The organism is Mucilaginibacter sp. UYCu711, from assembly GCF_050433825.1.
Classification (GTDB): domain Bacteria; phylum Bacteroidota; class Bacteroidia; order Sphingobacteriales; family Sphingobacteriaceae; genus Mucilaginibacter.
The window spans coordinates 390,778-414,902 of the sequence record NZ_JBNPWM010000002.1; the positions used below are offsets into that span (position 1 = coordinate 390,778).

The following is a 24,125-nucleotide window of genomic DNA, read 5'->3' on the forward strand; positions in this document are numbered from 1 at the left end:
GGTCTTTATGAAAATTTTAAAAGTAACACTACCGGTAAGCCTGGCCATCGTGCTGGTTTCCTTTAATGCCGAAAGGGCAAATGCCCAGTTCGTGGTGGGTGAGGTCATCAAGCTGACCGTTACCAAAGTGATCAAAGCCATTGACCTGAAAGTACAGCGGATGCAGAACCAGACCATCTGGCTTCAGAACGCGCAAAAGGTGCTGGAGAACCAACTGTCCCGGTTAAGACTTTCGGAGATCTCGGGCTGGACAGGGCAGCAACAGCAATTGTACAGCGGTTATTATGATGAACTATGGAAGATCAAATCTGTGATCACCTACTACCAGCGGATCAAGGACCTGACCATTAAACAGGTGGCCTTGGTCGCCGAATATAACCGGGCCTGGGGTATGCTCAGGCAGGACAAACATTTCAGTCCTGCGGAGTTGTCCGAGATGCAAAATGTGTATTCAGGCATCCTGTCGGCAAGTGTGCAGAACCTTGACCAGATCTTATTGGTGGTGAACAGCAATAAAACGCAGATGACGGACGAGCAGCGGCTGGAACTGATCAATAAGGCAGGCGACCACCTGGACGAAAACTACAGCGACCTGCACCGTTTCAATACTCAAAACCAGGTACTGAGCCTGCAACGCAGCAAGGAACTGGGGGATACGCAAACAACCAAAATGCTTTATGGAATCAATTAACGCATTAAAAGTCCGGTCTTCCGTGATACGGCGCAAGGCGAGATACCTATTGGTATTCTCCCTGTTCACCGCGATCAGTTCAGGGATGGCCGTCACCGCACAGGCGCAGACCTTTGCTGAATGGTTCGCACAAAAGAAAACTCAAAAGAAATACCTTTTGCAGCAGATCGCCGCTTTACAGGTGTTCTCCGGCTATTTAAAGCAAGGGTACCAGATCGCGAATAACGGCCTGGGTTCTATTTCCGGCACATTAAAAACAGAAAACGGTCTGCACAGCACCTATTACAACCGGATGAAAACTGCTAGTCCGTTAGTCAAAAACAACGCGATGATACAAGAGATCATGGCCTGGCAGCAGGATATATTGGCACGTTTAAAAGATATCAGCCAGATCAGTGGTATGACGGCTGAGGAAAAAAGCTACCTGGAGCAAGTGCGCTCGGCCGTACTGAAAGACTGCGACCAGCAACTCAATACCCTGCAAATCGTAGTCAGCGACGGTAAAATAAAGATGAGCGATGCTGAACGGATCGCGCTCGTTAACAAGATCCATACGGCGATGATGGAAAACTACCGGTTCGCATCAGGCTTTGCGGCCCAGGCCAAACTATACGCAATCCGGCGACAGCAGGAACAAAACCAGGTCTTGGTAACTAAACAGATTTATGGTATCAATTAAACCGAAAGTGATGAAAAAGCAATTAAAACTCATGATCGCCTGCTGCCTTGTTTTCACAGGCTTTTCTAAAGCTTCATCCTGCTTTGCGCAAGGCCAGGAAATGCAGCAATTATTACTGGATATCGAAAAACTGACCCAGATGAAAAGCATTCTGTCGGATATGAAAACCGGCTACCAGATCTACCAGCAGGGATACGGAACGATATCCTCCCTATCTAAAGGCAATTTTGACTTGCATAATATTTATATCACGGGCCTGATGGCGGTTAGTCCGGGGGTCAGGAATTACGGGCGTATCGCGGAGATCATCTCGATGCAGGCCAGCCTGATCAGCGAATATAAACGGCATAATAAACTCTTTCAGCAAAGCGGCAGCTTCAGCGTATCGGAACTCAGCTATATGAGCAATGTTTACTCCCGGCTGGTCTCAGAGAGCCTGGATAATTTGGGAGAACTCACGAATGTAATCACCGCAAATAAACTCCGGATGTCCGACGCGGACAGGATCAAAGCTATCGACCGCCTGTACGGTACCAGTTCGGACAAACTTCAGTTCCTGCGGTCCTTTAATAACCAGGGCGTTTCCCTGTCACTTCAGCGCAGCAAGGATGCGGCAGATACGCGAACACTCAAACAGCTTTATGGCATAAACAACTAAATCCAAGCTTATGAAAAAGACAGTGATAACAACCGCTTTCATAGCGGTGACAGGGATATTTTTTCCATTATTTTCTCATGCCGAAGGACTCGCTACCGATATTCAGGGCCTTCAGGGCACATTAAACGGCGTGTATAATGATATGCTGCCGATGTGCAGCCAGTTGATCGGCATCGGGCAGGGCATCGCCGGTTTCGGCGCACTATGGTATATCGCGGTCAGGGTATGGCGGCAGATCGCGAGCGCTGAACCTATCGATTTTTACCCTTTAATGCGCCCCTTTGCTTTAGGCCTGGCCATCTTGTTATTCCCGACGGTGATCGCGGTGATCAATGGCATCATGCAGCCAACAGTAAGCGCAACCGGCAGTATGGTGCAAAATTCGGATGCGGCCATCGCTCAATTATTAAAGGCGAAGGACGATGCCATAAAAAAAACCGATACCTGGCAAATGTATGTTGGTGAGAACGGAAGCGGCGATGAAAATCGCTGGTATAAATACACCCATCCGGAAGATGCCGATGGCAGTGGCAATTCCGGGATCATAGATGGTATCGGCAACGACATGAAATTTGCCATGGCGAAGGCCTCTTATAACTTTCGTAATACTATCAAGCAATGGATGTCGGAGATCCTGCAAGTATGCTATGAGGCGGCTGCCTTATGTATCAATACCATCCGGACCTTCTACCTGATCGTACTGGCTATACTGGGGCCAATCGTTTTAGGCTTATCCGTTTTCGACGGATTTCAACATACGCTCACGACCTGGCTGGCCAAGTATATCAATGTATTTCTGTGGCTACCGGTCGCCAATATCTTCGGGGCCATCATTGGCAAGGTACAGGAGAATATGCTAAAGCTGGATATTTCGCAGGTACAAACTGCCGGTGACACCTTTTTTAGTTCCACCGATACGGCATATCTCATCTTTCTCATAATAGGTATCATCGGGTATTTCACCGTACCGAGCGTAGCGAATTATATCGTCAATGCAGGCGGTGGTAACGGCTTATTACAAAAGGTCAATACCATGGTCAGCCACGCCTCGAATACGACCATGCAGGCCGGTTCTGCCACAGGCGCGCGAATGCAGCAAGGCGCTTCCAACATCGCCAACCTTCCTAAAAACTTCATGGAGGGCTATAACGGTGCCGGTAACAGCGGCAAGTCGGACAACTACCAGGAACAAAAACTGTCCGGGAAATAAGATCATTCACTATTAAAAAAATCAGCACCATGTTTACCCATCTCAAAAATATCGACACCGCTTTCAAGCACGTTAAACAGTTCAGTATTTTCCTGATCATCGGCAATGTGATCACCATGTGCTTTTGTATCTATAAAAGCAACCAGGTCATCAACCAGGCACAGAACCGCATCCATATTTTATACAATGGAAAGGTTTTAGAAGCCGTGGCCGCTGACCGCAATCATAACCTGCCGGTAGAATTAAGGGATCATATCAAAACCTTTCACCAGTACTTTTTTGACCTCAGCCCGGATGATAAGGCGATCCATGCCAACGTTTCCAAAGCCTTGTACCTCGCAGATGAATCCGCCAAACGTCAGTATGATAACCTACAGGAATCCGGCTATTATAATAACCTGATCTCGGCCAATATCTCGCAGGAGATCAAAATAGACAGCACCGAATTACAAGGAAAGCAATTCCCCTATGTATTTACCTGCTATGCTACGGAAAAACTTGTCCGCTCCAGCGGCACGGTTTACCGGAAACTGGTCACCCAGGGAGAAGTCCGGGATGTCCAACAGCAAACGGATAATAACCCGCACGGCTTCCTCATTCAGCATTGGCAGATCCTGGCTAACAAGGATACCACTATTCAAAATCAATAGCGATGATCAATAATAACCAACAGCAAGACCAAACAAACGACCGCATGGCCGAGCGCATTGCCGATCCGATTATTAAAGGACAACGAAGGCTGGCAGCGGCATTGAATCAGTGGATCAACCGCTATTCCAAAAAAAGGCAGCAATGGCTTTTGGTGATATTTTGTGGCATCGCTATTTGCGGGCTGATCATTTGCCTGGCCGTTCCTTTCGGCAGGATCGCCATGCAGCGGCAAAGTTTCCAGCCGTCACATATCGGCCTGCCTTCCGACGGCTCACCAACAACAACCCATTTAAAACCAACAGATCCATTAACCAAAAAAAAGTAAACATTATGGAAAATCAACAGCAAAGCAGCACTACGGTACATACCGAGGAGTTTCTGAAAAAACGCAAGTTTTACCTGGCCATACCTATCCTCATCCTTCCCTTTATGACCATGGCATTCTGGGCATTGGGCGGCGGCAAAGATGCCGGGAGATCAACAGCTATTGTATTTGAACGGGGCATTGATATGGCCCTGCCTTCGGCACAGTTCAAGGATAACAAGCAAAAAGACAAAATGGACATCTACCAGTCCGCAGGAAAAGACACGTCTAAAACGAAGGATGGTGTCAGTAAGAATTTTATACAGGCCATGGGCTTTGATCCCAAAGCCGTATCGCATACGGATTCCGCTAAGGTCACGCAAGCAACTACGCCCGTCTATGCGAATAATGCGGATCAGCAATCGGCAAAGATCGAGGCAAAACTGGCGCAACTTAACCGGCAGATCAACCAGCCACAACCCGCTGCCTACGCCAGTCAAGCACCTGATCCTGAAGTTAAGCGAATGAATAAAATGATGAAAGCGATGCGGTCTTCAGGCGGTGAAGATCCTGAAATGAAGCAACTCAGCAATATGTTGACCAAAATCCAGGCTATCCAAAACCCGGAGATGGTCAATGCACAAACCAGTAAGAAAAAGGCGAGTGAGAGTGCCTTTAGGGCAATTCCGGCAATCGTGGATGGGAAGCAGAAAGTTAAGGACGGCGCGGCCGTTAAACTGAAACTAACAGATACCGTTACCCTGAAAAACCAGGTTCTGCCTAAAGGACAGGAACTTTTCGGTATTTGCCAGGTCACTAATCAGCGCCTGTTATTGACCATCCAAAATATACGGCTGGACAAACAGATAATCCCCGTAAACCTTACCGTATTCAGCCTTGACGGGATGCCCGGCATCCCGGCTCCGGAAGCTGAATTGGGCGGGGCTGCATCGTCCGGAGCAGACAACGCTATTCAAAGTATGCAGTTCCTGACAATGGACCAGAGCTTGGGCGCGCAAGCGGCCGCCGGTGGTGTCAATGCCGCCAAGGGCCTGTTCAGCAAGAAGGTCAAAAAGATCAAAGTAAAGTTGCAAGACCAATACCCGGTATTGCTAAAGATCAATAAGTAAACCATGAACGCAGTTACCAACCGGGTCCTCCTGGCATTTAAAAGCTGGGACGACCGAAAAAAAGAAATGGAGCCGCTGCTCAAGCCTGGAATTGCCGACGAACAGGTACTGTGCCGCCTGCAACTGACGCATTTACGCCAGGCCGCACATCGCCTGCAGGAAACCGCCCGGCTGGATGAACGCCCCTTTATGGTTCTGCTGACCAACCGGATACAACAACTGGAGAGGCAGATCTATCCCAATGTCATTGCCAGGCTATTTGCCAGTTTAAAAGACCGCTTGTACGACGGGCCATCGTACCTGCGGCAGCTGGCAACGCAAAGAGCCGAAAATATGGAAAACCTGAAGCGCCAATTGAAAGAAAGTGGATTCGGTTCGGTCGCAGGCCGTCTCGAAGATCACCTGGACCGGGAGCAAAACAGCGTATTTATGCCTTTGGCCTGCCAACTTGATCCCGAAAACCGGCTGACCTTCACCTTGTATTTTGACAAGGATAACCAGGGCAATTTTCAGTTGGATCGCTTTTATGCGGCCATCAAATATAAAGGCGCTATCGGCACCGCGCACGATTTCAGGTTGAAGGATTGGCCGGGGATAAAAGCGAACCAGGCCTGGAGTTTATTGGAGGGCCGCCCGCTGAAACAAACCTTTACTGACGCCTCCGGTCAGCAGAGCCAGCGTTGGGTAGAGTTCACCAAGTATGGCATTCAGCATTACGACCCCGGTTTTGCCTATGATATCAAATCCGTGGTTGCCGGCATCCCGCAGATCACGGGGAGCAAGCCTGAGTTGATCAGCTATCTGGAAAATGGCCAGCGTGCGCCCGCTCATTGGAAAGTTGGCCAGCAATATCAAAGCATATCCGTCCAGGCCGACCCGGCAAACAGGGCCCTTAAATTCTTTGATGCCAAAGACAGGCCGATCACCTCGGAGAAACTGAACCAGAATGCGCTACAGCAAGTGGCCAGCGTCAAGACGCTGAGGGTACCGGAACAAAAAATGAGAAAGGGGGTCAAAAATGGACACCAGCATTAATTTTTACGAACTCAAAACGCAATTGGCGGATATCGGCTTTAATGAACCGGCTATCGTTGACCAATTGCGGGAGGCCATGTACACCGAATACAACTATGCTTCTCTTTACACGGAAAAGGATAACACCCGCTTCCAGATCAATCTGGAGAAGGACTATACCGGTACATTCAGTTTTGATACCTACGATGCCATCCTCACATCGGGGGGGCAACTTCGCGACCAGGTTTTCTCACCGAAGGTGCCTGTAAGTGAAGCGATCCAGCTTTTGCAAGGGCGGCTTCAACGCCCGGACGTTACCGCTGATATTGCAGGATCGCCCATGAACCGGCAGGAAACGCGTGTCAGCCTGGGCCTAAGCCCCAATCCGACCCAAAGGGAAATTGACATCGCGGCTATCGTGCCGCAGATGAAAGCAATCGGTCTTTACTCGGACGGATTGGAAGAACAGTTATCAGCATTACCTGAAAAAGAGATCTATCGTAAAGAGGTGCTGTTGGAAAAGGAAATAGATGGTCAAAGTTTGCCCATCACCATTTCCTTGAATTTAGACGAAAATCAACGGCTGCATTTCAAAGGCTATGAACTATGGCCGCGCATCACACAGATAGATTTTGAGCACTATCAGGATAATGGCGTGGATATCCGTGAATTGGATGCCCGCATGGCCTCTATTGACTGGCAGCAACACCCTGGCCGTGAGATCAGCAAGGAGGAAATCCAAAATAATCCGGTGCTGCGGGAAATGAACCAGGTTTTTGAAGACCTTAAAAAGCTGACCACCGGTTACGACGGCAGGAACGACGAATATCAATGGCTCATCAAATGGGCCACCAGCGGCCTTTCCCGTAAACACTTCGCCGGTACACCCGCCGAAAAATTTATCACCGGCGACAACGGCGATGGCCGGTTTATTTTCCGGCAACGCCAGGCCTTTCCGGCCAACGTACACCTTGACATACCATTAAAACAGATCAATAACCCGGACGAGTTAAACAAAATGAGCTACGCTTATCAATACCTCGCCCATAAATTTCAAAATCCCATGAACACACAAAATTTAGAATTTCTAAAGAAAGCCCTGTTGAACCTTGGATTTGGCGAACAGGTTAATTCAGCATTAGAAAAACAGATCAAAGCGAAAACCCCGGAATTTACCCTGGCGGCCAAACATGAGTTTAACCAACAGAAGGTAGATCACACGCTGCATTTCAAAGCCGGTGAGAACCAGGAAATGTATTTCTTCAATAAGTTTGACACTACGTTGGACAAGGGCAAGGAGAAAGAACAGAACCAAACCTTCTATATCAATAAAGGCAATGGCATCACCGCCAAAGAAGCCTTTAACCTGATGGAAGGCCGCGCTGTTTACAAGCAGCTATTCAACAAAGAAGGTGAAGGATACCATGCCTGGCTTCAACTGGACGATAAGAAGCTGACCCAAAACGGTAACAAGGAGATCAAACGTTTTAATGAGAACTACGGCTTTGACCTGGAAAATGTGCTTAAAGACAAAGGCATCAAAGATCTCACCACCCCGGAAGGTACCGAGAACCTGTACCGTTCCCTAAAAAAGGGCAATACGCAACAAATCACCGTAGAACGCAACGGCGAAGAGAAGAAATACTTTATCGCAGCCAGCCCGCAATATAAGACAGTGGATCTTTACGACCACCAAATGAAAAAGATCAAGCGGGAGGAATTACTACAGCCTGAGCGAAAACAAAGCAATAATGAGAGACAAGGAAAGCAGCAAAAGGAGGAGCTGCCAGGAAAAAAGCAGTCGCGAAAAAGTAAAATGACTGTATAAATCAATTCCAAAGAGCCTAATTTCAGGCTCTTTGGCTTTTTAGTGCTAAAGTCAGCGTTGTGATTAAGGGTTAACCTCGGTCATATATTTTTTACTAACTATTACTAACCACGTCCTTTTATAGTTTAAAAGACACTAAAGTTGTTATTATATAGGTATTATGAGAAATAAATTATTGCTTGCGGCTTTGTTATTAACGGTTTTTATTTCATCGTGTTCTAATAATGAAAATAAGATCACCATTATAGGCGAAAACTCGTCTACAATTCAATCTATGCAGACCCTAAAATCTGATTATGAAAAGAAAAGCTCTGTAAAATTAGACTTTAAACCGAATACTTTTGAAGATGCTTTCAATAAAGCCAATCAAGACTTTGCTAATAAAACCGGGCTATACGATATTGTTTTGCAATATAATTTTTCGCTGTCTTCTTTCGTCAGAAACAATTACGTTTATAACCTAAATGAATTGAAATCCCAATCTGATTCAAAAAACTACAGTTTTGAAAATGACTTGTTTCAGAATGTGTGGAAGGAAGTTGGATATTATTATGCCGATCCATCCAAACCAGATGGTTCAAAAATTCAGCCAATATCATATCCATTTGCAGCCAATACTATGTTGCTAGTGTACAATAAGGAATTATTCAATGACCCAGCACAGAAACAGGCCTTTCGTAACAAATACGGAATAGAATTAGCCGTTCCAAAAGACTTGGAATCTTTTAAAAAAGTGGCTGAATTTTTTACACAGCCTGATAAAAATTTATATGGAGTAGCTTTACAAGGTTCAACTGGCGGGTGGCTTTATTATGAGTGGTGTAGTTTTTTACAAGGATTTGGAGGGAAAGTATTAGATAAAGACCAGGGATGGGAGGGTAGCGCTTCTACGTCTGTGCTTATTGCCAATGAACAAGCTGTCGCCGCGACAAATTATTACAAATCCCTGAAGCCATTTAACGCGGGCAATTTTACAACTGTAGATGGAGTTGAAGAAAGAAGAATATTAAAAAAAGGGAATGTCGCAATGGGTATTATATGGAGCGACTATATGTGGGGATTAATTAACAATGGAAATGGTAAAATTGATCCAAGATTTGGATTTGCGCCGACACCTGGAAATAAATCTATGATAGCGGGGGGAGCATTTTTTGTAAATAAGCAATCCAAGCATGTAAAAGAGGATTTTATTTATGTACAATACCTCTTACAAAAAGATAATCAGATAAAAATGGTTCAGCAAGGGCTGTGTTCTCCTTTGAAAAGTGCGTATGACGCGCCGGAGGTGCAAAAAATCCCTTACGTGCCAGCACTAAAAATATCACTTGACCGGGCCGAGTATATGTTGGAAGCCGGTCCTGACGCGGATCTGATAAATAATGTTATCACAACATATATTCAAAAAATCTGGAATAACGAAATTAGCGTTGAAGACGGATTAAAAAAGGCAAAGGACGAGATTGAAAAAGGTAGAATTAAGTTTTATCAATAAAAATGGGATCGCAAATAAAGTGGCGCATCGTCATCTGTATAATGATATTGGTAATTTTATCACTTATATCGCCATTTCTACTTACAGCCTTTCATATCAATTTTGCGTTTTTAATTAATAACACCAATCTTTTTACCGACACAGTTGAAAAGACAATTTTTTATTCAGTTATTTCAAGTATTTTACTTACCGCCATTGGTTTTTGGGGAGCAATTGCACTTAGAACTGTTCCATTTTTTTCAGGTTTGGGCAAAAACTTAAGTGTCCTTATTTTACCGGCCGTATTAGGCAATATTTCCATTGCCTTTATTTGCAAGCTACTTATAGGGGATTCGGTTTTCTTCGCAGATATTGTTCAAAAGGGAGGTGTATATAAACTTTTATTTTTGATGCTACTACAAATATGGCAATACGGTTTGCTGTTTGTTTATGTGTTTTGGTTGCAGTTTCAAAGTATCCCTATAAAATGGTTTGATTATGCCAAGGCAACTAATTTTTCATTCTTTCAAAAAATTAGGGATATATATATTCCTCAAACCCGTGATCTCAGCATTTTATTACTGTTGTTAGGCTTTATTTTTTCACTGTTTGAAGAATCTAAAATATCATACTTGTTCAAAGCATCACAAGGAACGAATTCCGAATTGATCACTAATTGGCTGGCCAGAAATTATCAGTCAACGCTTTTAATCAACCCTAAATATGCCGAAAATGTGGTTTTCACCGCAGGTATGGAGGTATTTATTATAGCTACCATTACATTTATTTTGCTATTTCTATTTGCCGGAATATTCTTCAAAGGAATTGCTAAAGCTAAAGTTTACAATTCGTTTAAAAAACATAAGCAATCCTTTATATCACGAAGTAGGGCCTTAAATAGCAGGATATTTGCTGTTATTCTTTCATTATCGGTGATAGTTCCTGTAATTTGGGGTATGTTCAGCCTTCCGTTTAGTCTTGGAAAAAATCTTCTTGAATTAGGATTTCCTTTAATAATGACGCTATTAGCATCAATTTTATCTGCGGTTGTTGCTATCATTTTTGGTATTGCTTCAAGGTTAGGTTGGCGGTACAAATTAAGTACATTCAATAATCGCTCCCTACCGTTTTTTATAACCCTATTCTTATTGATGCTTATTCCACCAATTATAATTTTATTATGCGGATATAAATGGATGAGCAGCATAGGCTACGGTTCCGAAAATATAATTTATTTGGTATGGATGATTGGTCATGTAATTCTTACGCTACCTATTTTGGGGAGTTTTGCCTTGTTTAATCATTTCAGAGTTTCTACCAATGAGCTAAATTACATTGGGGTCTTTAAATTGAAAGCGAAAGAAGTAATAAAGCTTTCATTCCTGTCACGTTTTAAAGCAGAATACCTTTTATTGTTCATCATAGGCTATTCTTTTATCTGGAACGAGGCAATCTTAAATAATCTATTTTCCGACTATATTCCTTCTTTCGCTTCAGGCCTTAAGATGCTAATAACAGGGCGGGGGGCTGATTATTCAAAGGCTTTCGGTTATTTGTTAGTTTCTGTATCGTTAGCGTTCTTGTCTGTATTACTTTGGAGAGGTATCCTGGAAAAAGCACAAAAAAACACCGAAATAAAATGAAAGGGATTAACATAACCGGGTTGTCATTTACATATAATAGTAGAATTAAAATATTTGAGAATTTTGGTTGGCAATTGACACTATCGCCTGGCAGTGGCAATGTTACCGCTATTATGGGGCCCAGTGGTGCCGGTAAAAGTACGCTGCTGAAATTATTACTTGGGATTGAAAAGCCGCAAACGGGCACTATAGTCATGCAGCCTGCAAATCCTGTAATTGCTTATGTTCCACAAGAGCCTGTGTTGTTTGAACACTTATCTGTGAAAGACAATGCACGGTATTTCTCATTCGCCGGGGCGTATAAGAATCGATTTGATGAAAAACTATACAAGGAATTGATTATAAGCCTCGACCTGGAAGAGGTAATAGTCCGGACAAAAAATGTGACAGTATTAAGCGGAGGTCAAAAACAACGTCTTTCATTATTGAGGGCGTTAAGTATAAAACCAGATTTTTTACTTCTTGATGAACCCTGCAATGGTTTAGATGCTGAAGTTAAAAGATCGTTTTTAAATAAATTACGGGAAATAACTATAAAGCTAAACCTGGCTGTATTGTATATCACCCACCATAAACTCGAAGCGCAATTGATTGCAGATGACATTGTTTATCTGACACCTAACAAAATAAAAGACTGCATTACCGAGCCTATAATCGGCTCTATCCAGCAGTTTTTGCAAGCTCCTCCAATATTGGAAGCGGCTAATGTATTTCGCTTCCCTGATGTCAAAATTTTACCTGTCACAAAAGACGAAAATGGTAATACTAAAATTGCTAAATTTAAAGACGCTACACAGTATTGGCTAATCGAAGAAAATAATATATTAATAACATCTTCGGAAGGTTGGGAATTTAGAGTGGCCTCACTTTCTCCCATATTTGGTGTACTAAAACACGATTCTTCTGAAACGGAATGGCTGGTGCCTTTTGCGTTGGTAAGCGGTCTCGTATTAGATGAGGTAATAAAAATAAGCATAAAGGGACAATATAACATATATGACCATCAAGGTCTTTTAATCAGTAAATAAAGCAGAATAAATAATGCAAAAATCTTTTTTAATAACGGGAGCAACTTCAGGATTAGGTAAGGCACTTGCAATAAAAATTGCCCGTGAATATGGGGATAGTTGTAAAATGATAATGATTTCCCGTTCATTTAATAAAGAATTAGATGGTTTAAGCAGTGATACAATAAAATACATACCTGGAATTGATTTATTGGATATCCGTCCAAATGATGCTGTTTCGAAACAGATAGATGCGTTTTTTGCGGAGCCGTTTGTCTTGATCCATTCTGCCGGTGATTTTTGGGATCACGTCCCGTTCCTTAGTGTCAATACTAAACGAGCTAAAGATATGATGGATAGCCATTATGGCACTCTTTACAATGTTTTGCAATCTGTTTTGCCAATGATGGTTAAAAAAGGGGGAGGGAAAATATTAACATTCAGTTGTAATGCGACCGTTTATAATTTCCCTAACATGTTACCGTTTACGGCGGCCAAAGCAGCTGTAGATGCAACTATTAAATGTATTGCGCATGAATATGCAAATCAGAATATTGTAGCTAATTCACTTGCTTTGTCTTCCTTGCAAACTGAACAAAACAAAGACTCTAAACCTTTTGGCGATTATTACAACTATTTAGACCTTGAGGAGATATCCCAAACAGTTATTGAAATTGCCGAATTAAGTAATAATTTGGCTAACGGGAATGTCATTAATTGCTATAAATACAGTGATTCATACTACAATCAAGGATATTTTGAGCGAATTAAACAAAAGTAAAATATGAAATGAATGTTACTGCTGTACACAATATTCTTTTAATAGATGACAATCCTTATCCAACGGTTGAGTGTGTAAAAGTTTTGTCTGAAAAGTTACAGCGACATTTTGAAAAGCCAATTAGTGACTTTAAACTTAAGACCGCTAATGAGTTGACTGCTGGCGAAACAACCAAAATTTCTTTTTCTGATGATAACTGTTCCCTGTACTTTTATTTCTACAACGTAAACCATGATCGGGCTACCAATAATAAAATCATCCTTAAAATATTAATAGAAAACAACATAAATGTTTTGTGGATGGATAGAGGCCATTCTGCATTTATTGTCGACAATGACAATTTGTATGAAACAAATGGGTACACGTCAAAATCCGAAGAAATCTTTGACGATAAAACCATAGTTAAGCAGTTAATTAAAAATAAGATCCAGCAGATTGCTATTTATTCCTTTAACCCTTTGCTCAGGGAAGATGTAATTGATAATATTAAAGAAACAATTGCGAAAAAAATCTCTGATTGTGATAATAAATCTAAAAAGAAAATAAAGGATATTCATTCAAAAATTGACTTTTTAGAAACCTCTCCCATACTTAATTTGTATAATAAAAAGCTTACTTTATCTGCAGGAGCCGATCAAGATAATTATTTGGGACATATTTCTGCTTATGAAAAATATGGCAAGTTATTAGGTCAAATACTGTTTGATCTTTTTCTTCAGTTACCTGATTATAAAATTACACTGAGCAACAAAGCCAAACAATACAATTTTTTTAATAAGAATAATCGTCAGATACTTCGCTACATTAAATTTCTTAATGATCTCAATGAAAAGGAAGATAAGAATGAAAACAAGTTTAAAATAGGGTTGGTTTCATTTTCTACCAATGCCTTTGGAACAAAAAACTTTTTATTGGATGCGCCATATAAAGATTATTACGAGCAATACGACAATTTCCTTGAAGAAAGGAAGATTTTAGAAAATGTTTTTAATCCAAAATCAGATAAGCGTTTTATACATTACCAATATTTTGTGTGTAATGAAAATACTATCAAGTATTTAGTTAGGCATAACCTGGATACATTAAATGATGACCATATCATCGCTTTTTTGCCATTATTGCACACCGGCATTTTCTATGAACCTGATCCGGATTCAAATAAACCCAAAACTTTTGGGATCGAAAAAAAAAGCTCGTCCGAAAAGTTTCCTAATGATGCTGTCGAAATTTTTTATCTACTTAATTGTGTTAAGGTTGAAAATTTAGAAGGCCTACTCCATATTGCGTTTTGGCGTCGCACCGCGATGCTTAATACTAAACCGGAAAATACTGTAACAGAGTTTTGGCGTACCGAATATAAACTTATCGAACCAAAAGCAAAAGAAACTTTAATTCCAATCTTATTTAGTCAAATTAATCGTCAGGCAACTCGTGCAGCAGTTTCTCAGGTCAATGCTCGGACAACAAGCCACAACACCGGCAGTCACATACTGGCAAATGATATAGAAGTAGAAAAGTTTAAAGATTTAAGTGAATTTAAATATTATTTGCGTCAAAGAATGTTATATAATGCTGATTTGACTTCTAATATATCAAATGCATTTGCGCCTGCCACTTTTGGAAATGTCTTAAGTTCATTTCAAAAATTAGAGATTGTAAAAAAATATATTTCGGGATTGGAAAACAAGCGATTCAATAGCTTTAATGTTTCTAATGCAATTAAAAAAATAATTATTGCGATCCCTAATGATTCATTGGGTTATCAGGCGTTTTATATAATATTCGAGAATCTTATAAGAAACTATTTTAAACACGGAAAAAAGACTGGCGCTTTATATCAGAATAACAAATTAAACATCGCAATAAAACAACTTGACTTTGATAGCCTGTATTATTATTGTTTTGAAATTTCAGATGGGTCCCTAATTAATCAAAATATTTATGGAAGAATCCAAAAACTAATTGCTGATCCAATTTTGTCTAATGAATCATTAAGAAAAGAAGGATTAGGATATATTGAAATTAAAGCAGCGTTATGTTATCTTAATAATATCCCTCTTCATTGTATTGATAATCCAAACCTAAACGAATTAGGTAATCTTCCGATTTTCACAGTGCAACCTATTACTACGACTGACAAAACACTTAGATACAAGTTTTTCATAAAAAAGCCTTTTTTTTTAAAATTGTCGAAAAGTGACGTGCTAAATATCGATTTTCTAAAACAAGGAATTGTTGATTCAAAAAACCCAACTGAATTCGATACTTTATGCGGTTTTTATTCGGGTGATGATATTGAAGATAAAGATAAAGCATTGCTGACACCCCGGACAATTAGTGATTCAGATGATTTAGGCACTAACAAGTCAATAGAAACCTTAATAGATCTGTTTTATGATAAATGGATTTCCCCGAAAAAGTTTTCTATTTATAAAATTAATTTCAAAGATGCTTCCAATGAATTAAATTTCGACCGGATCAATTATTCGGCGGGACCTGATAACTTATTTGAAATCGTAGAAAACTCTACAATTGATCACCAATCCTTCAGTTTGTTTTTTGATGACCATAGCCTTAGATTAGATAAGGTTTTGGCATTAAAAAAAGGCCTAAATAGTGTTTTTTACGAGGATTATAAAAGTGATGTAGCTGCCGGTAAGATTATTAGAGATTTTACAATACAAAAAAAACCTTACCTACTAAAACAGTTTTACGAAGCAGCAAAAACTAACATTGTTGTTGTTGATGAAAGAATCCAACGGTTTGGAGATAAATATTATAAAGATGTAAATTCAAATTACAACAGCTGTAGTCCCCAAAGTAAGCTTACAACCAGGGAAGTTTTAGAATTGTCCTATATTTTTGTTCCGCATAAAAAAGATCTAAACCTAAATGTTGAAAATTTCAATGAAGATTTCAAAATAAAAATAAAAAACTATCTTACAAAAGCATTAAAAGACGATTTTTTTAATTTCATAGTAATTCATCTCGGCATTATTGAAAAACTAACCATTGACAAATCAAGCCTTTCTATATCAAATATCATAAGCAAAATAATTCCCAACGGTTTTGCGAATGATAGGGTCATTATAATTAGCGAACGCGGAACTCCCGACAACATAGAGCCGTATTATAGATTCTTACACTATTCAAATATCGCCAAACATATTATAGAAGAAAAATCAAAACTACATTTAGTCAACGCAATTTTCGATTCAAGGGCCTTAAAATAGATATCTCCATGAATACAATTATAGTCTTTACAAAAGCGGATGATACAACGAGGAATTATTTAAAAAATTATTTCTCGGGAGAACAAATTACTGATGAAGATTTCACATACCTTAGTGTTTGTTATGCAAATCAGGTATCTCCAGCGATCATCTTTATTAAAGATAACGACTTAGATAGTTTTGAGTATGCTTTAAGGGACTATCTCAGCAAATTGAGGAAAGCCAATAACTATTTTATTTATTACCACAAATCGGCGGATGAATACGATAAACATAAAAAGCTAATTAAAGAAATATTCCCAAATTGTTTTGAGTACAGAAAAGCAGATGTTCCAGTTGGGGATGAGGGCGATCATCATAATCGCGACGGTTTTCATTATTTACACGTATTAAATGCCTCATATTCGTTTAATGATAATAATGAGCAAGATTTTTTTTGCCATTTAAAAAACCTAACTAATCAAATATAATCAACATGGCCACTTTTACAAATGAGGCAGATAGGGAAGATTCTGATCTACTTGAGCTCAAATTGGAATTACTACACAACTGCCTCACTCTTAAAGAAGCGCAAAAGCAAACCCTGTCAGCTAAATTAGCAGCTAACAAAATTTATGCAGATGCATTTGAAAAATTTCAAAATGAACCTTTGGACGATCAGACCCATTCCAATAAGCTCAGTATCCTAAGAGATACCCTCCTTTCCGATTACTAACCTTTACTAACTATCGGTATCTTAACTTAAAATACTGTTCAATATTGACTTCCCTTTTGTAACACTGGAACTGATTGTATTAAACGGATCGGGCTTATATAAGTCGTGCTAATTGCAGACCAAATAGTTTCAAATCGTTTGCTAATAAAAGACTACTATTCGGGGTTTTCAATTATAACAAAGTTGAAAAATTTAGGAGATATTAATCAGCGCTCAAAAACTGCTATTAGATGTTAAAATATGTTATTACCTTTCATTAACCTTACCATTTGGCTATGAAGATTGTACTGTTATCTGATACCAAAATTCTATCCCGGTTTAATGGACTGGAGGTAGATTTTTTGGATACCAGTGGTCTTACAATTTCTCAATTGCTTTTTGGGTTAGAAGACGAAAATCCTAACTTAATTTTAATTTATTCTGAGTTGATTTTAAACGGGTCCAAGCGAATTGAATTCAAAGGGGCCGAAATTATAAAGCATGTTCGGCTTACCCCGTTAAAAGGAGATACCAACAATTGCCCCATCGTTTTTATCCATTGGATGCCCATCGAGCATTACATAGAACAGAATATCGAAAATCTCATCCTTTTTTCCCCAGGGATCAAACGAATTAAATTACCCATGAAGGGTTCACATATTGAATTACCGAATCCACTGACCGAAAATATCTGCCCATTTCTCTTTAATGTAGAAGGCGACAATGAAATAAGTGAACACCAGTTTAGAAATGAAATAGCGATTAGTCAATTCGAACAAGAAACAGAAACGGGGAAGGCAGAAATTAAACAGCAACCTGTTTGGTATAAAAAATTATATTATAGACAGGGCTATTTTTTTCAACCGGTACCTGGTCATAAAACCCAAATTAACGAAAAAATAAACATTCTTTTGATAGATGACCTTGGAGATAGATGGAAGTCGGCATTGTTAAAGCTAATGCCAAATGCGACTATTGATATTTGCTCAACTACCAGCGGCGCAGAAAAATTGATCGAGGAGATGAAAAGATCAATTATTAAATGCAGAAGCGACTTTAATAATTTTACCAATAAATGCATTGCCTTAAATGATCAGTATCAAGAACTAAAAGAAAACAAAAATACTTTAACAGCTCAAATACAGGTTGCTCAAAATGCTTGTGCAATCGCCAAGAAAAATCTGGCAACCTTTGAAAATGTAGTCATAACTAAAACCAACGAACTCCATAGTTTATTAAAAGACCTAATGAAGGAAAATGGGCTGTTGGAAGTGTTGATGTACTCTAAAACAGAAAATATTAATGCTCAGTCAAAACAAATGGCAGAGAAACTCACCGGTTTAATCACAAAAATAAGCAACGCTAAGGAAGAGATTAACATAGCAAAAACGTCTACTAATAAATCAGAAAAACAAATAGAGGAGTTATCAAAACGAAGGAAAGATGTCGACGATCAATTGAGAAATTTGATGAAAGATATTCAAATTGCAACAAAAAACGCAATGGAGCTATTAGAATCTTTATTTTCAGATCAATATGATTTTGTTCTATTAGACATGCATCTTTCTAAAGAATCTGAAAGTAAACAACCAAATGAGATGGATGGATTTTACGTGCTTAAGTTAATGCAGAATGCTGCTTTGGAAGTTCCTGTCCTTATATTTTCCTCTACAACTAAGAGAGTAGAAAAATTACATGAGCATTTTACCTTTATCCACAAGCGACAATTTATTAAAGGCCTTACCCATACACAATACCTCAAGGAGATCGTTGATCAACTGCAATTAGATTCGCTATCAAATAGAATAATAAATATTGTAAATGAGGTCAGTGTTTATCCTAAGTATAATAAAAGGATATATCCTGATTACCAATCCCCAAATTATCAGTTAACAACGATGGATACAACAACCCGACAACGGATAATTTTAGAGTTTAAAGCCATAAAGGAGGCGCTAATGATATATAAACAAACCCAAAGTAAAAAACAATTGGAAAATGTTGTGAAGAATTTGGGTAATATCTACGAAGCACGGATAACAGTAAAAAACCCTGAAAGAGGGCAGTCGCTACAATACTCAGCCAACGCAGTTTTAAATAGAATAGAATCCCAAGAGTTAACGTTGTATAATGCACGAAATTATGCAAGCCATTTTAATAGTTCGGATCAGAGAAAAAGGCAACAATACAACGATTGGTTTTTGAAATTAAATTTAGATGAGGTTGAAAAATATTTGAAAACGACATACAATATGCTCATGTTTGATCGACAACTTTAAAATTTTAAAGAATATACCAGTAGTCAATTATTTGCAGTTTACTGCTTTAATTGGAGCAATTAGAAGGAAAATATCAAAGAAACACAAAGAATTTTTTTCGTTCCTATGTGATGGCATGAGATTTACTATGAAATCAACTACACGATGTTCTTTGACAACAAAATAAATTAATCATGAATCAACTTATATTATGGAATAATCATGAATATACAAAGACCCTCACATCCTGGTTTGCTCATTCGGTGATCGTAAATTCTTATGACGACTTATTATTAAACTTATCGATTACAGACTTTTCATATATAGTGATCCTCTGCGAATTAAGCTGTCAGGAGAACGGGGCAACGGTGAAACTCCAAGCACTATACGGTATTGAACTTGCCAAAAAATTACGCAGGGCCGATATCAACCTGCCTATTATCTTTGCTTCTGTTTTTTCAAGAAAACAAGCTTACGCAAATAAATTAGATCGTGGCATAATTAACTCAATTGGCCACGGTTTTATCCAACTACCATTTTCAAAGGAACAACTATTGGAAGTATTCTCGATGGTTAAGCCGCTAAATGACCTGGAATTGTATGATGTTGTTCACAATTATTGCAGCCTGCCGGGAATGGTTAAAATGCTGCTGCATTCGTTGAACGGGCTTCAGAGCTCGGGCTTAGAATCGGGTGAAGAAAAAGACATTATCAAGGGGAAAATAAACAATGCGATTATTCAGATCTATAGTTTGTTCAGCCAAAAATCTGGCCAGGTTCTTCATGAATTTAACATCAGATTCCCGAACCTAACGAGAGAGAACCTCAATGATGCCATTCGCTTTGTTGAAAATATTGGCACTGAATTAATGGAAACATATGCTCCTTCTGAGCGATCTGGGTCTCTTGTAAAAGCAAAGGGTAATTGGGCATTGTTATTGTTAGACGACGAAATCACCAATTCACACACTATCGTTAAGAAACTCAAAGAAAGAGACGTTCGGGTATTTTGTGCCCAAACGGCTGAAGAAGCCCAATCATTTTTAATTTCTAAAAACAAGATTGTATTGGTGCTATCAGATTATCGACTCGAAGTTGAGGTGGATGGCTTAAAAATCCATCAACTGGTACAAGGCTATCAATTTTTAAAGGAGCTCTCCATTGACCGTCCAAGTTATTTGAGATTGGCGGCGCTATCATCCCTACCACGAAAGTTTCTAATGCAGAGTTTCAGGCATTATGGCATCAGGGTCGAGGTTTTCTCGAAAAAAGATTATCTCGAAAATTTCTCAACTATTGAAATTCTTTGCGATGACCTGGTAGACATGGGTAACGAAAATATGGAAGCAATAGTTCGGCTGCCAAGAATTACGTCTGACACCTGGGAGTTTTTCGAGCCTTACTATAGGCATCATAGAAATTCGTTTAACTATCAAACTGGTGAGGATTATGTAAACCTGCGATCAAAGCTCTATTGCGAAGGTATCGTTAAAAATGAGTACCCTTTTAACTTGAAAGGATATACTGCATTAAACTTTGATGCAAAAAAGGCAAAGGTCCAGCATTCACAAGATTCGATGGATGATGATCCACTTATTAGCGAGAAATACTACAAGATTTTTTTGGAAAAATGTATTTGTCGAAGGGTAGCAATATGGTATAGTCAATATAATCAAGATTGGCAGTTAAAAGACGTTTTGAAGATTATAAAAGGGAATGAATATACCGGGGACGAAAAGGAAACTACTGCCAAAAACCAAATTAACTATAACCTTGCTCTTTCACTTGCTGAATATCCCTGGAATATGACTGTCGAAGAAAAACAATGGCTGATCTACCAAATGAATATTAGGGATATTGAAGTTACTGAGGAACAGGAATCAGCCCTGCTTGGTCTGATCTCAGATAGTTTGGAAACATGGCTAAATATTCAGGAAGTATTAGATGAATTATTGAAAAACGAAGACTTTGATATTTTCTTTACTGGAGGACAAGGGAGATATAGTGCAAATTTTAGGATATTAAAGTCATTTTTACATCAACTTTATTTATTCCTGGTTGGTAAAGACGAATTAATTAAAAGCTTACAAAAGCAAATTATAGCATTACAGCGAGCAATACCCGATACAAAACATTCCGTCAACACTTCGCGATTTATTTCTTATTTGGAATTTTTCAGGACCCAGCTGATGTTCACGAAGTCAATAAAAAAAGATGCCAAAATCACCATCGGAAATATGGATGTTTTCTTTAAGGAAATCGTCCAAAAAGTAATTCAAAGAATCCCCGAGTACCAGCAAAAAGAATTTCCAGGAACGGCAGCGATCTTTTATGCCGAAAGATCTTCCCAACACCTCTACACCAGCAAGAATGAATGGGCGGAAGCCTTATTGAAGTTCCATGGCGATATGATGGGAAAGTGGTCAAGTTATGGCGTGTTGGAATATGACGAAAGTAAAGGAAGTAAAAAACAAGCCGGCGTGTATAAAGACGATTATTAGGCAATCCGATTTTGCTAACGCTTACCAACTCCATATCTGTAAAAGGTATGGAGTTTTTCATTTTATAACAGTTGGGACTTGAAACAGGAATATACCTGGTAAAAACATTATACAAAATTCCTAACTACTCATAACTCTAAAATTAATTAAGGCAAACAATTAACTGTATCCATTAATCTAAAATTATTTCAATATGAGCACTTTCTACAAATTCAATATCATTACAGCTATCAAGCTACGGAATGAGGCTAAACGTAATGACAAATTAGTATCCACTAAATCAGAGCAATTGCAGACTTCCTGTATAAACTCTTTAGAAAAATTAAACTATAAGTTTTTACACAAATTGCAAACTGCTCACAATGCCCTAAAAGCGCAGATAACCCGTCTTGATAATTTTTTGGAAGAAGGAGATAAATACGGCCGAAAAATCCCTATGCACTTTCCTATCTTATCTGCCTCGGAAATTTCACGTCATAGGAAAGCAGTAAGGATGAACTATCTATGGATGACCATGATGGTGTTAGCCGAAGTGGGATTATACTATATAGTAAGTCCCTTTTTCATACCAACCATTGGTGGCGAAACTTTAACTACCATATTACGGTTAGCCGCATCATTTGTATTTGCCATCGCAATTATGTTTGCTATTTCTATAGGATACAACCTAATCCTGGAATATATAGAAGCTAAACACCTTCATAAAAAGCAACTTATTGAAGACGATAAATTTGAAAATTTTAAAAGCCGGCAGCGTATAGGAATTGTACTTGTAGTTTTTGGTTTCGGTGCCATTCTTGTTATGGCCGTCATCCGCCATCTAATGTTAAAGTCTTCCGTCAACCCCAATTTGATATCCGATGATATTTTAAGAAATAGTACTATAAGAAAGGCATCTTCCGCGAGCTGGGCAGCAATATTTGCTTGTGCACTGGCAATCATTTTTGGTATTTTATTAGCCATATCAAAGAATGAAGCCCAGAAATATGCCATTTTATATAAGGTTATGCTTAAACATGGTAAAGAGTTAAAAATATTACATAAGCTTATAAAGGGAATAAATGAACAATTTGCCTGTTATAAAAAAGGGGTTTCAATCGCTATCAAAAAAGCGTGTGACCTGGTGCTACATTTAAAACGTTTAGCCAAACGCGATGTTGACGTTGAATTTAATGAGCTATCAGTGGAGTTTAATACTGAAAAAAGAAAATCAGGTTTTGTAGTTGATAAAGATGTTTATGGAAAATTCAGGGATATAATAAGCAAGGATAAAGATTTATTTTTATTTCCAATTCTTAATTCAGACAGTGATCTTACCAAAGGTAACCTGGACATAAAAGGGATTAAAGATGACTCTGAAGTTGAATACAAAAATGCTATCGCGCAACATTCTTCGAAGGGGAACAAGGAAGCGGCCGCCAATAGGTCACCGCTACCTGCAACTGCTTTATTTTTGCTGATAGGTTTTTTGTTTGCAGCATCTTCCTGTACAAAACCGGTCAAAAATCGTTTATTCCTGATGTTTCCGGATGCAAGTGGTAGCATTGATTACAATACCAAGATCGAATACAAAAACAATCTAAGACAAACAATTGCAGCTGCAAAACCAGGGGATAAGATAATTTTATTACCGATTGACGCCGGGACCGTAAATAATAGTACAGAGCTGGCCACCATTACAGTACCCGATCAGACTACATTTAAGGATGAAACTGATCCGCCGCAGGAAGCAGATATACTTCAAAAAGCGAGATTTGATTCCTATTTAAAAAATGAATTGGCCAAGTTCGATAGTTGCATTGTAAACTACTTAAAACGAAGCACGTATAGAAACGGAACCGACATTATCGGGGCCTTTGATGTGGCCATGTTATATAAGGTTGACACTTCAAAATTCATTCCTACAATCATTATAATGTCTGATGGCCTTAATTGTTCTCCGGAGTTGAATTTGGAAAAGGGATTTGGAATTACTCAACCAAACGCGCAGATTTTGGATAATCATAAGAATATTGACTTAAAAGATTGGCATGTATTTTTTCTTACCGGGAATAACCCTAAGATGAGTGCAAAAAGATACCTGTACGCAAAAACGTTTTGGTTAAATTTTCTGAAAGCAGATCATGCCAGAGAAGACAATGTATTTTATGCATCAGGAGCCAATACTGTACTCATTGAAAAATTAAAAGGCCTGGGGGAATCGCATTTATGAAAGATGAATTTGGGAAAGCCGCCTTAAATAACTTATAATATTTGAATTGTTAAAGTACGTCAATATAAATCAGTACGCCGCGCAAAGAGCCACAAATATGGAAAACATGAAGCGCCAATTAAAAGATAGCGGTTTGGTTCGGTCGCAGTCCGCCTCGAAG

The 24,125-nt window shown here is 39.2% G+C and carries 19 protein-coding genes; all 19 read left to right on the plus strand.

What is annotated here, in order from left to right; genetic code table 11:
* Positions 1-7 precede the first annotated feature (7 nt).
* On the plus strand, positions 8-691 hold the full coding sequence (locus ABIB50_RS05800) for a conjugal transfer protein TraI (protein ID WP_429378028.1): 684 nt from the start codon (positions 8-10) through the stop codon (positions 689-691).
* A gap of 22 nt (positions 692-713) precedes the next feature.
* On the plus strand, positions 714-1,370 hold the full coding sequence (locus tag ABIB50_RS05805; protein WP_429378030.1) for a hypothetical protein: 657 nt from the start codon (positions 714-716) through the stop codon (positions 1,368-1,370).
* Between the two features lie 10 nt (positions 1,371-1,380).
* Complete coding sequence (locus tag ABIB50_RS05810) at positions 1,381-2,028, plus strand: TerB family tellurite resistance protein (RefSeq protein ID WP_429378032.1); 648 nt, start codon at positions 1,381-1,383, stop codon at positions 2,026-2,028.
* Positions 2,029-2,038: 10 nt separating this feature from the next.
* Positions 2,039-3,238, plus strand: coding sequence for a conjugative transposon protein TraJ (traJ, locus tag ABIB50_RS05815; protein WP_429378034.1), 1,200 nt, complete (start codon positions 2,039-2,041; stop codon positions 3,236-3,238).
* Between the two features lie 29 nt (positions 3,239-3,267).
* On the plus strand, positions 3,268-3,888 hold the full coding sequence (traK, locus tag ABIB50_RS05820; protein WP_429378036.1) for a conjugative transposon protein TraK: 621 nt from the start codon (positions 3,268-3,270) through the stop codon (positions 3,886-3,888).
* A 2-nt stretch (positions 3,889-3,890) separates the two neighbouring features.
* Complete coding sequence (locus ABIB50_RS05825; protein WP_429378038.1) at positions 3,891-4,214, plus strand: hypothetical protein; 324 nt, start codon at positions 3,891-3,893, stop codon at positions 4,212-4,214.
* Positions 4,215-4,219: 5 nt separating this feature from the next.
* The gene (gene traM / locus ABIB50_RS05830; protein ID WP_429378039.1) at positions 4,220-5,323 is read left to right on the plus strand and encodes a conjugative transposon protein TraM; all 1,104 of its coding nucleotides are present in this window, start codon (positions 4,220-4,222) and stop codon (positions 5,321-5,323) included.
* Between the two features lie 3 nt (positions 5,324-5,326).
* Entirely contained in the window at positions 5,327-6,358 is a 1,032-nt protein-coding gene (locus tag ABIB50_RS05835; RefSeq protein WP_429378041.1) for a hypothetical protein, read from the plus strand.
* Positions 6,342-8,165, plus strand: coding sequence for a hypothetical protein (locus ABIB50_RS05840; RefSeq protein WP_429378043.1), 1,824 nt, complete (start codon positions 6,342-6,344; stop codon positions 8,163-8,165). Before ABIB50_RS05835 ends, ABIB50_RS05840 begins: the two co-directional genes overlap by 17 nt.
* Before the next feature lie 160 nt (positions 8,166-8,325).
* The gene (locus tag ABIB50_RS05845) at positions 8,326-9,657 is read left to right on the plus strand and encodes an extracellular solute-binding protein (protein WP_429378044.1); all 1,332 of its coding nucleotides are present in this window, start codon (positions 8,326-8,328) and stop codon (positions 9,655-9,657) included.
* Positions 9,658-9,659: 2 nt separating this feature from the next.
* A complete protein-coding gene (locus tag ABIB50_RS05850) occupies positions 9,660-11,279 on the plus strand; it encodes a hypothetical protein (protein ID WP_429378046.1) in 1,620 nt (539 codons plus the stop codon).
* Positions 11,276-12,307, plus strand: a complete 1,032-nt coding sequence (locus tag ABIB50_RS05855) for an ABC transporter ATP-binding protein (RefSeq protein ID WP_429378048.1) — start codon at positions 11,276-11,278, stop codon at positions 12,305-12,307. Before ABIB50_RS05850 ends, ABIB50_RS05855 begins: the two co-directional genes overlap by 4 nt.
* 13 nt (positions 12,308-12,320) lie before the next feature.
* Positions 12,321-13,067, plus strand: coding sequence for an SDR family oxidoreductase (locus ABIB50_RS05860; RefSeq protein ID WP_429378050.1), 747 nt, complete (start codon positions 12,321-12,323; stop codon positions 13,065-13,067).
* 8 nt (positions 13,068-13,075) lie between these two features.
* Positions 13,076-16,300, plus strand: coding sequence for a hypothetical protein (locus ABIB50_RS05865; RefSeq protein ID WP_429378052.1), 3,225 nt, complete (start codon positions 13,076-13,078; stop codon positions 16,298-16,300).
* 8 nt (positions 16,301-16,308) lie between these two features.
* A complete protein-coding gene (locus ABIB50_RS05870; RefSeq protein WP_429378054.1) occupies positions 16,309-16,770 on the plus strand; it encodes a hypothetical protein in 462 nt (153 codons plus the stop codon).
* Between the two features lie 5 nt (positions 16,771-16,775).
* Positions 16,776-17,015, plus strand: a complete 240-nt coding sequence (locus ABIB50_RS05875; protein WP_429378055.1) for a hypothetical protein — start codon at positions 16,776-16,778, stop codon at positions 17,013-17,015.
* Positions 17,016-17,290: 275 nt separating this feature from the next.
* On the plus strand, positions 17,291-19,273 hold the full coding sequence (locus ABIB50_RS05880; protein ID WP_429378057.1) for a hypothetical protein: 1,983 nt from the start codon (positions 17,291-17,293) through the stop codon (positions 19,271-19,273).
* Positions 19,274-19,446: 173 nt separating this feature from the next.
* A complete protein-coding gene (locus tag ABIB50_RS05885; RefSeq protein ID WP_429378059.1) occupies positions 19,447-21,753 on the plus strand; it encodes a hypothetical protein in 2,307 nt (768 codons plus the stop codon).
* Between the two features lie 193 nt (positions 21,754-21,946).
* Positions 21,947-23,965, plus strand: a complete 2,019-nt coding sequence (locus ABIB50_RS05890) for a hypothetical protein (protein WP_429378060.1) — start codon at positions 21,947-21,949, stop codon at positions 23,963-23,965.
* Positions 23,966-24,125: the final 160 nt, after the last annotated feature.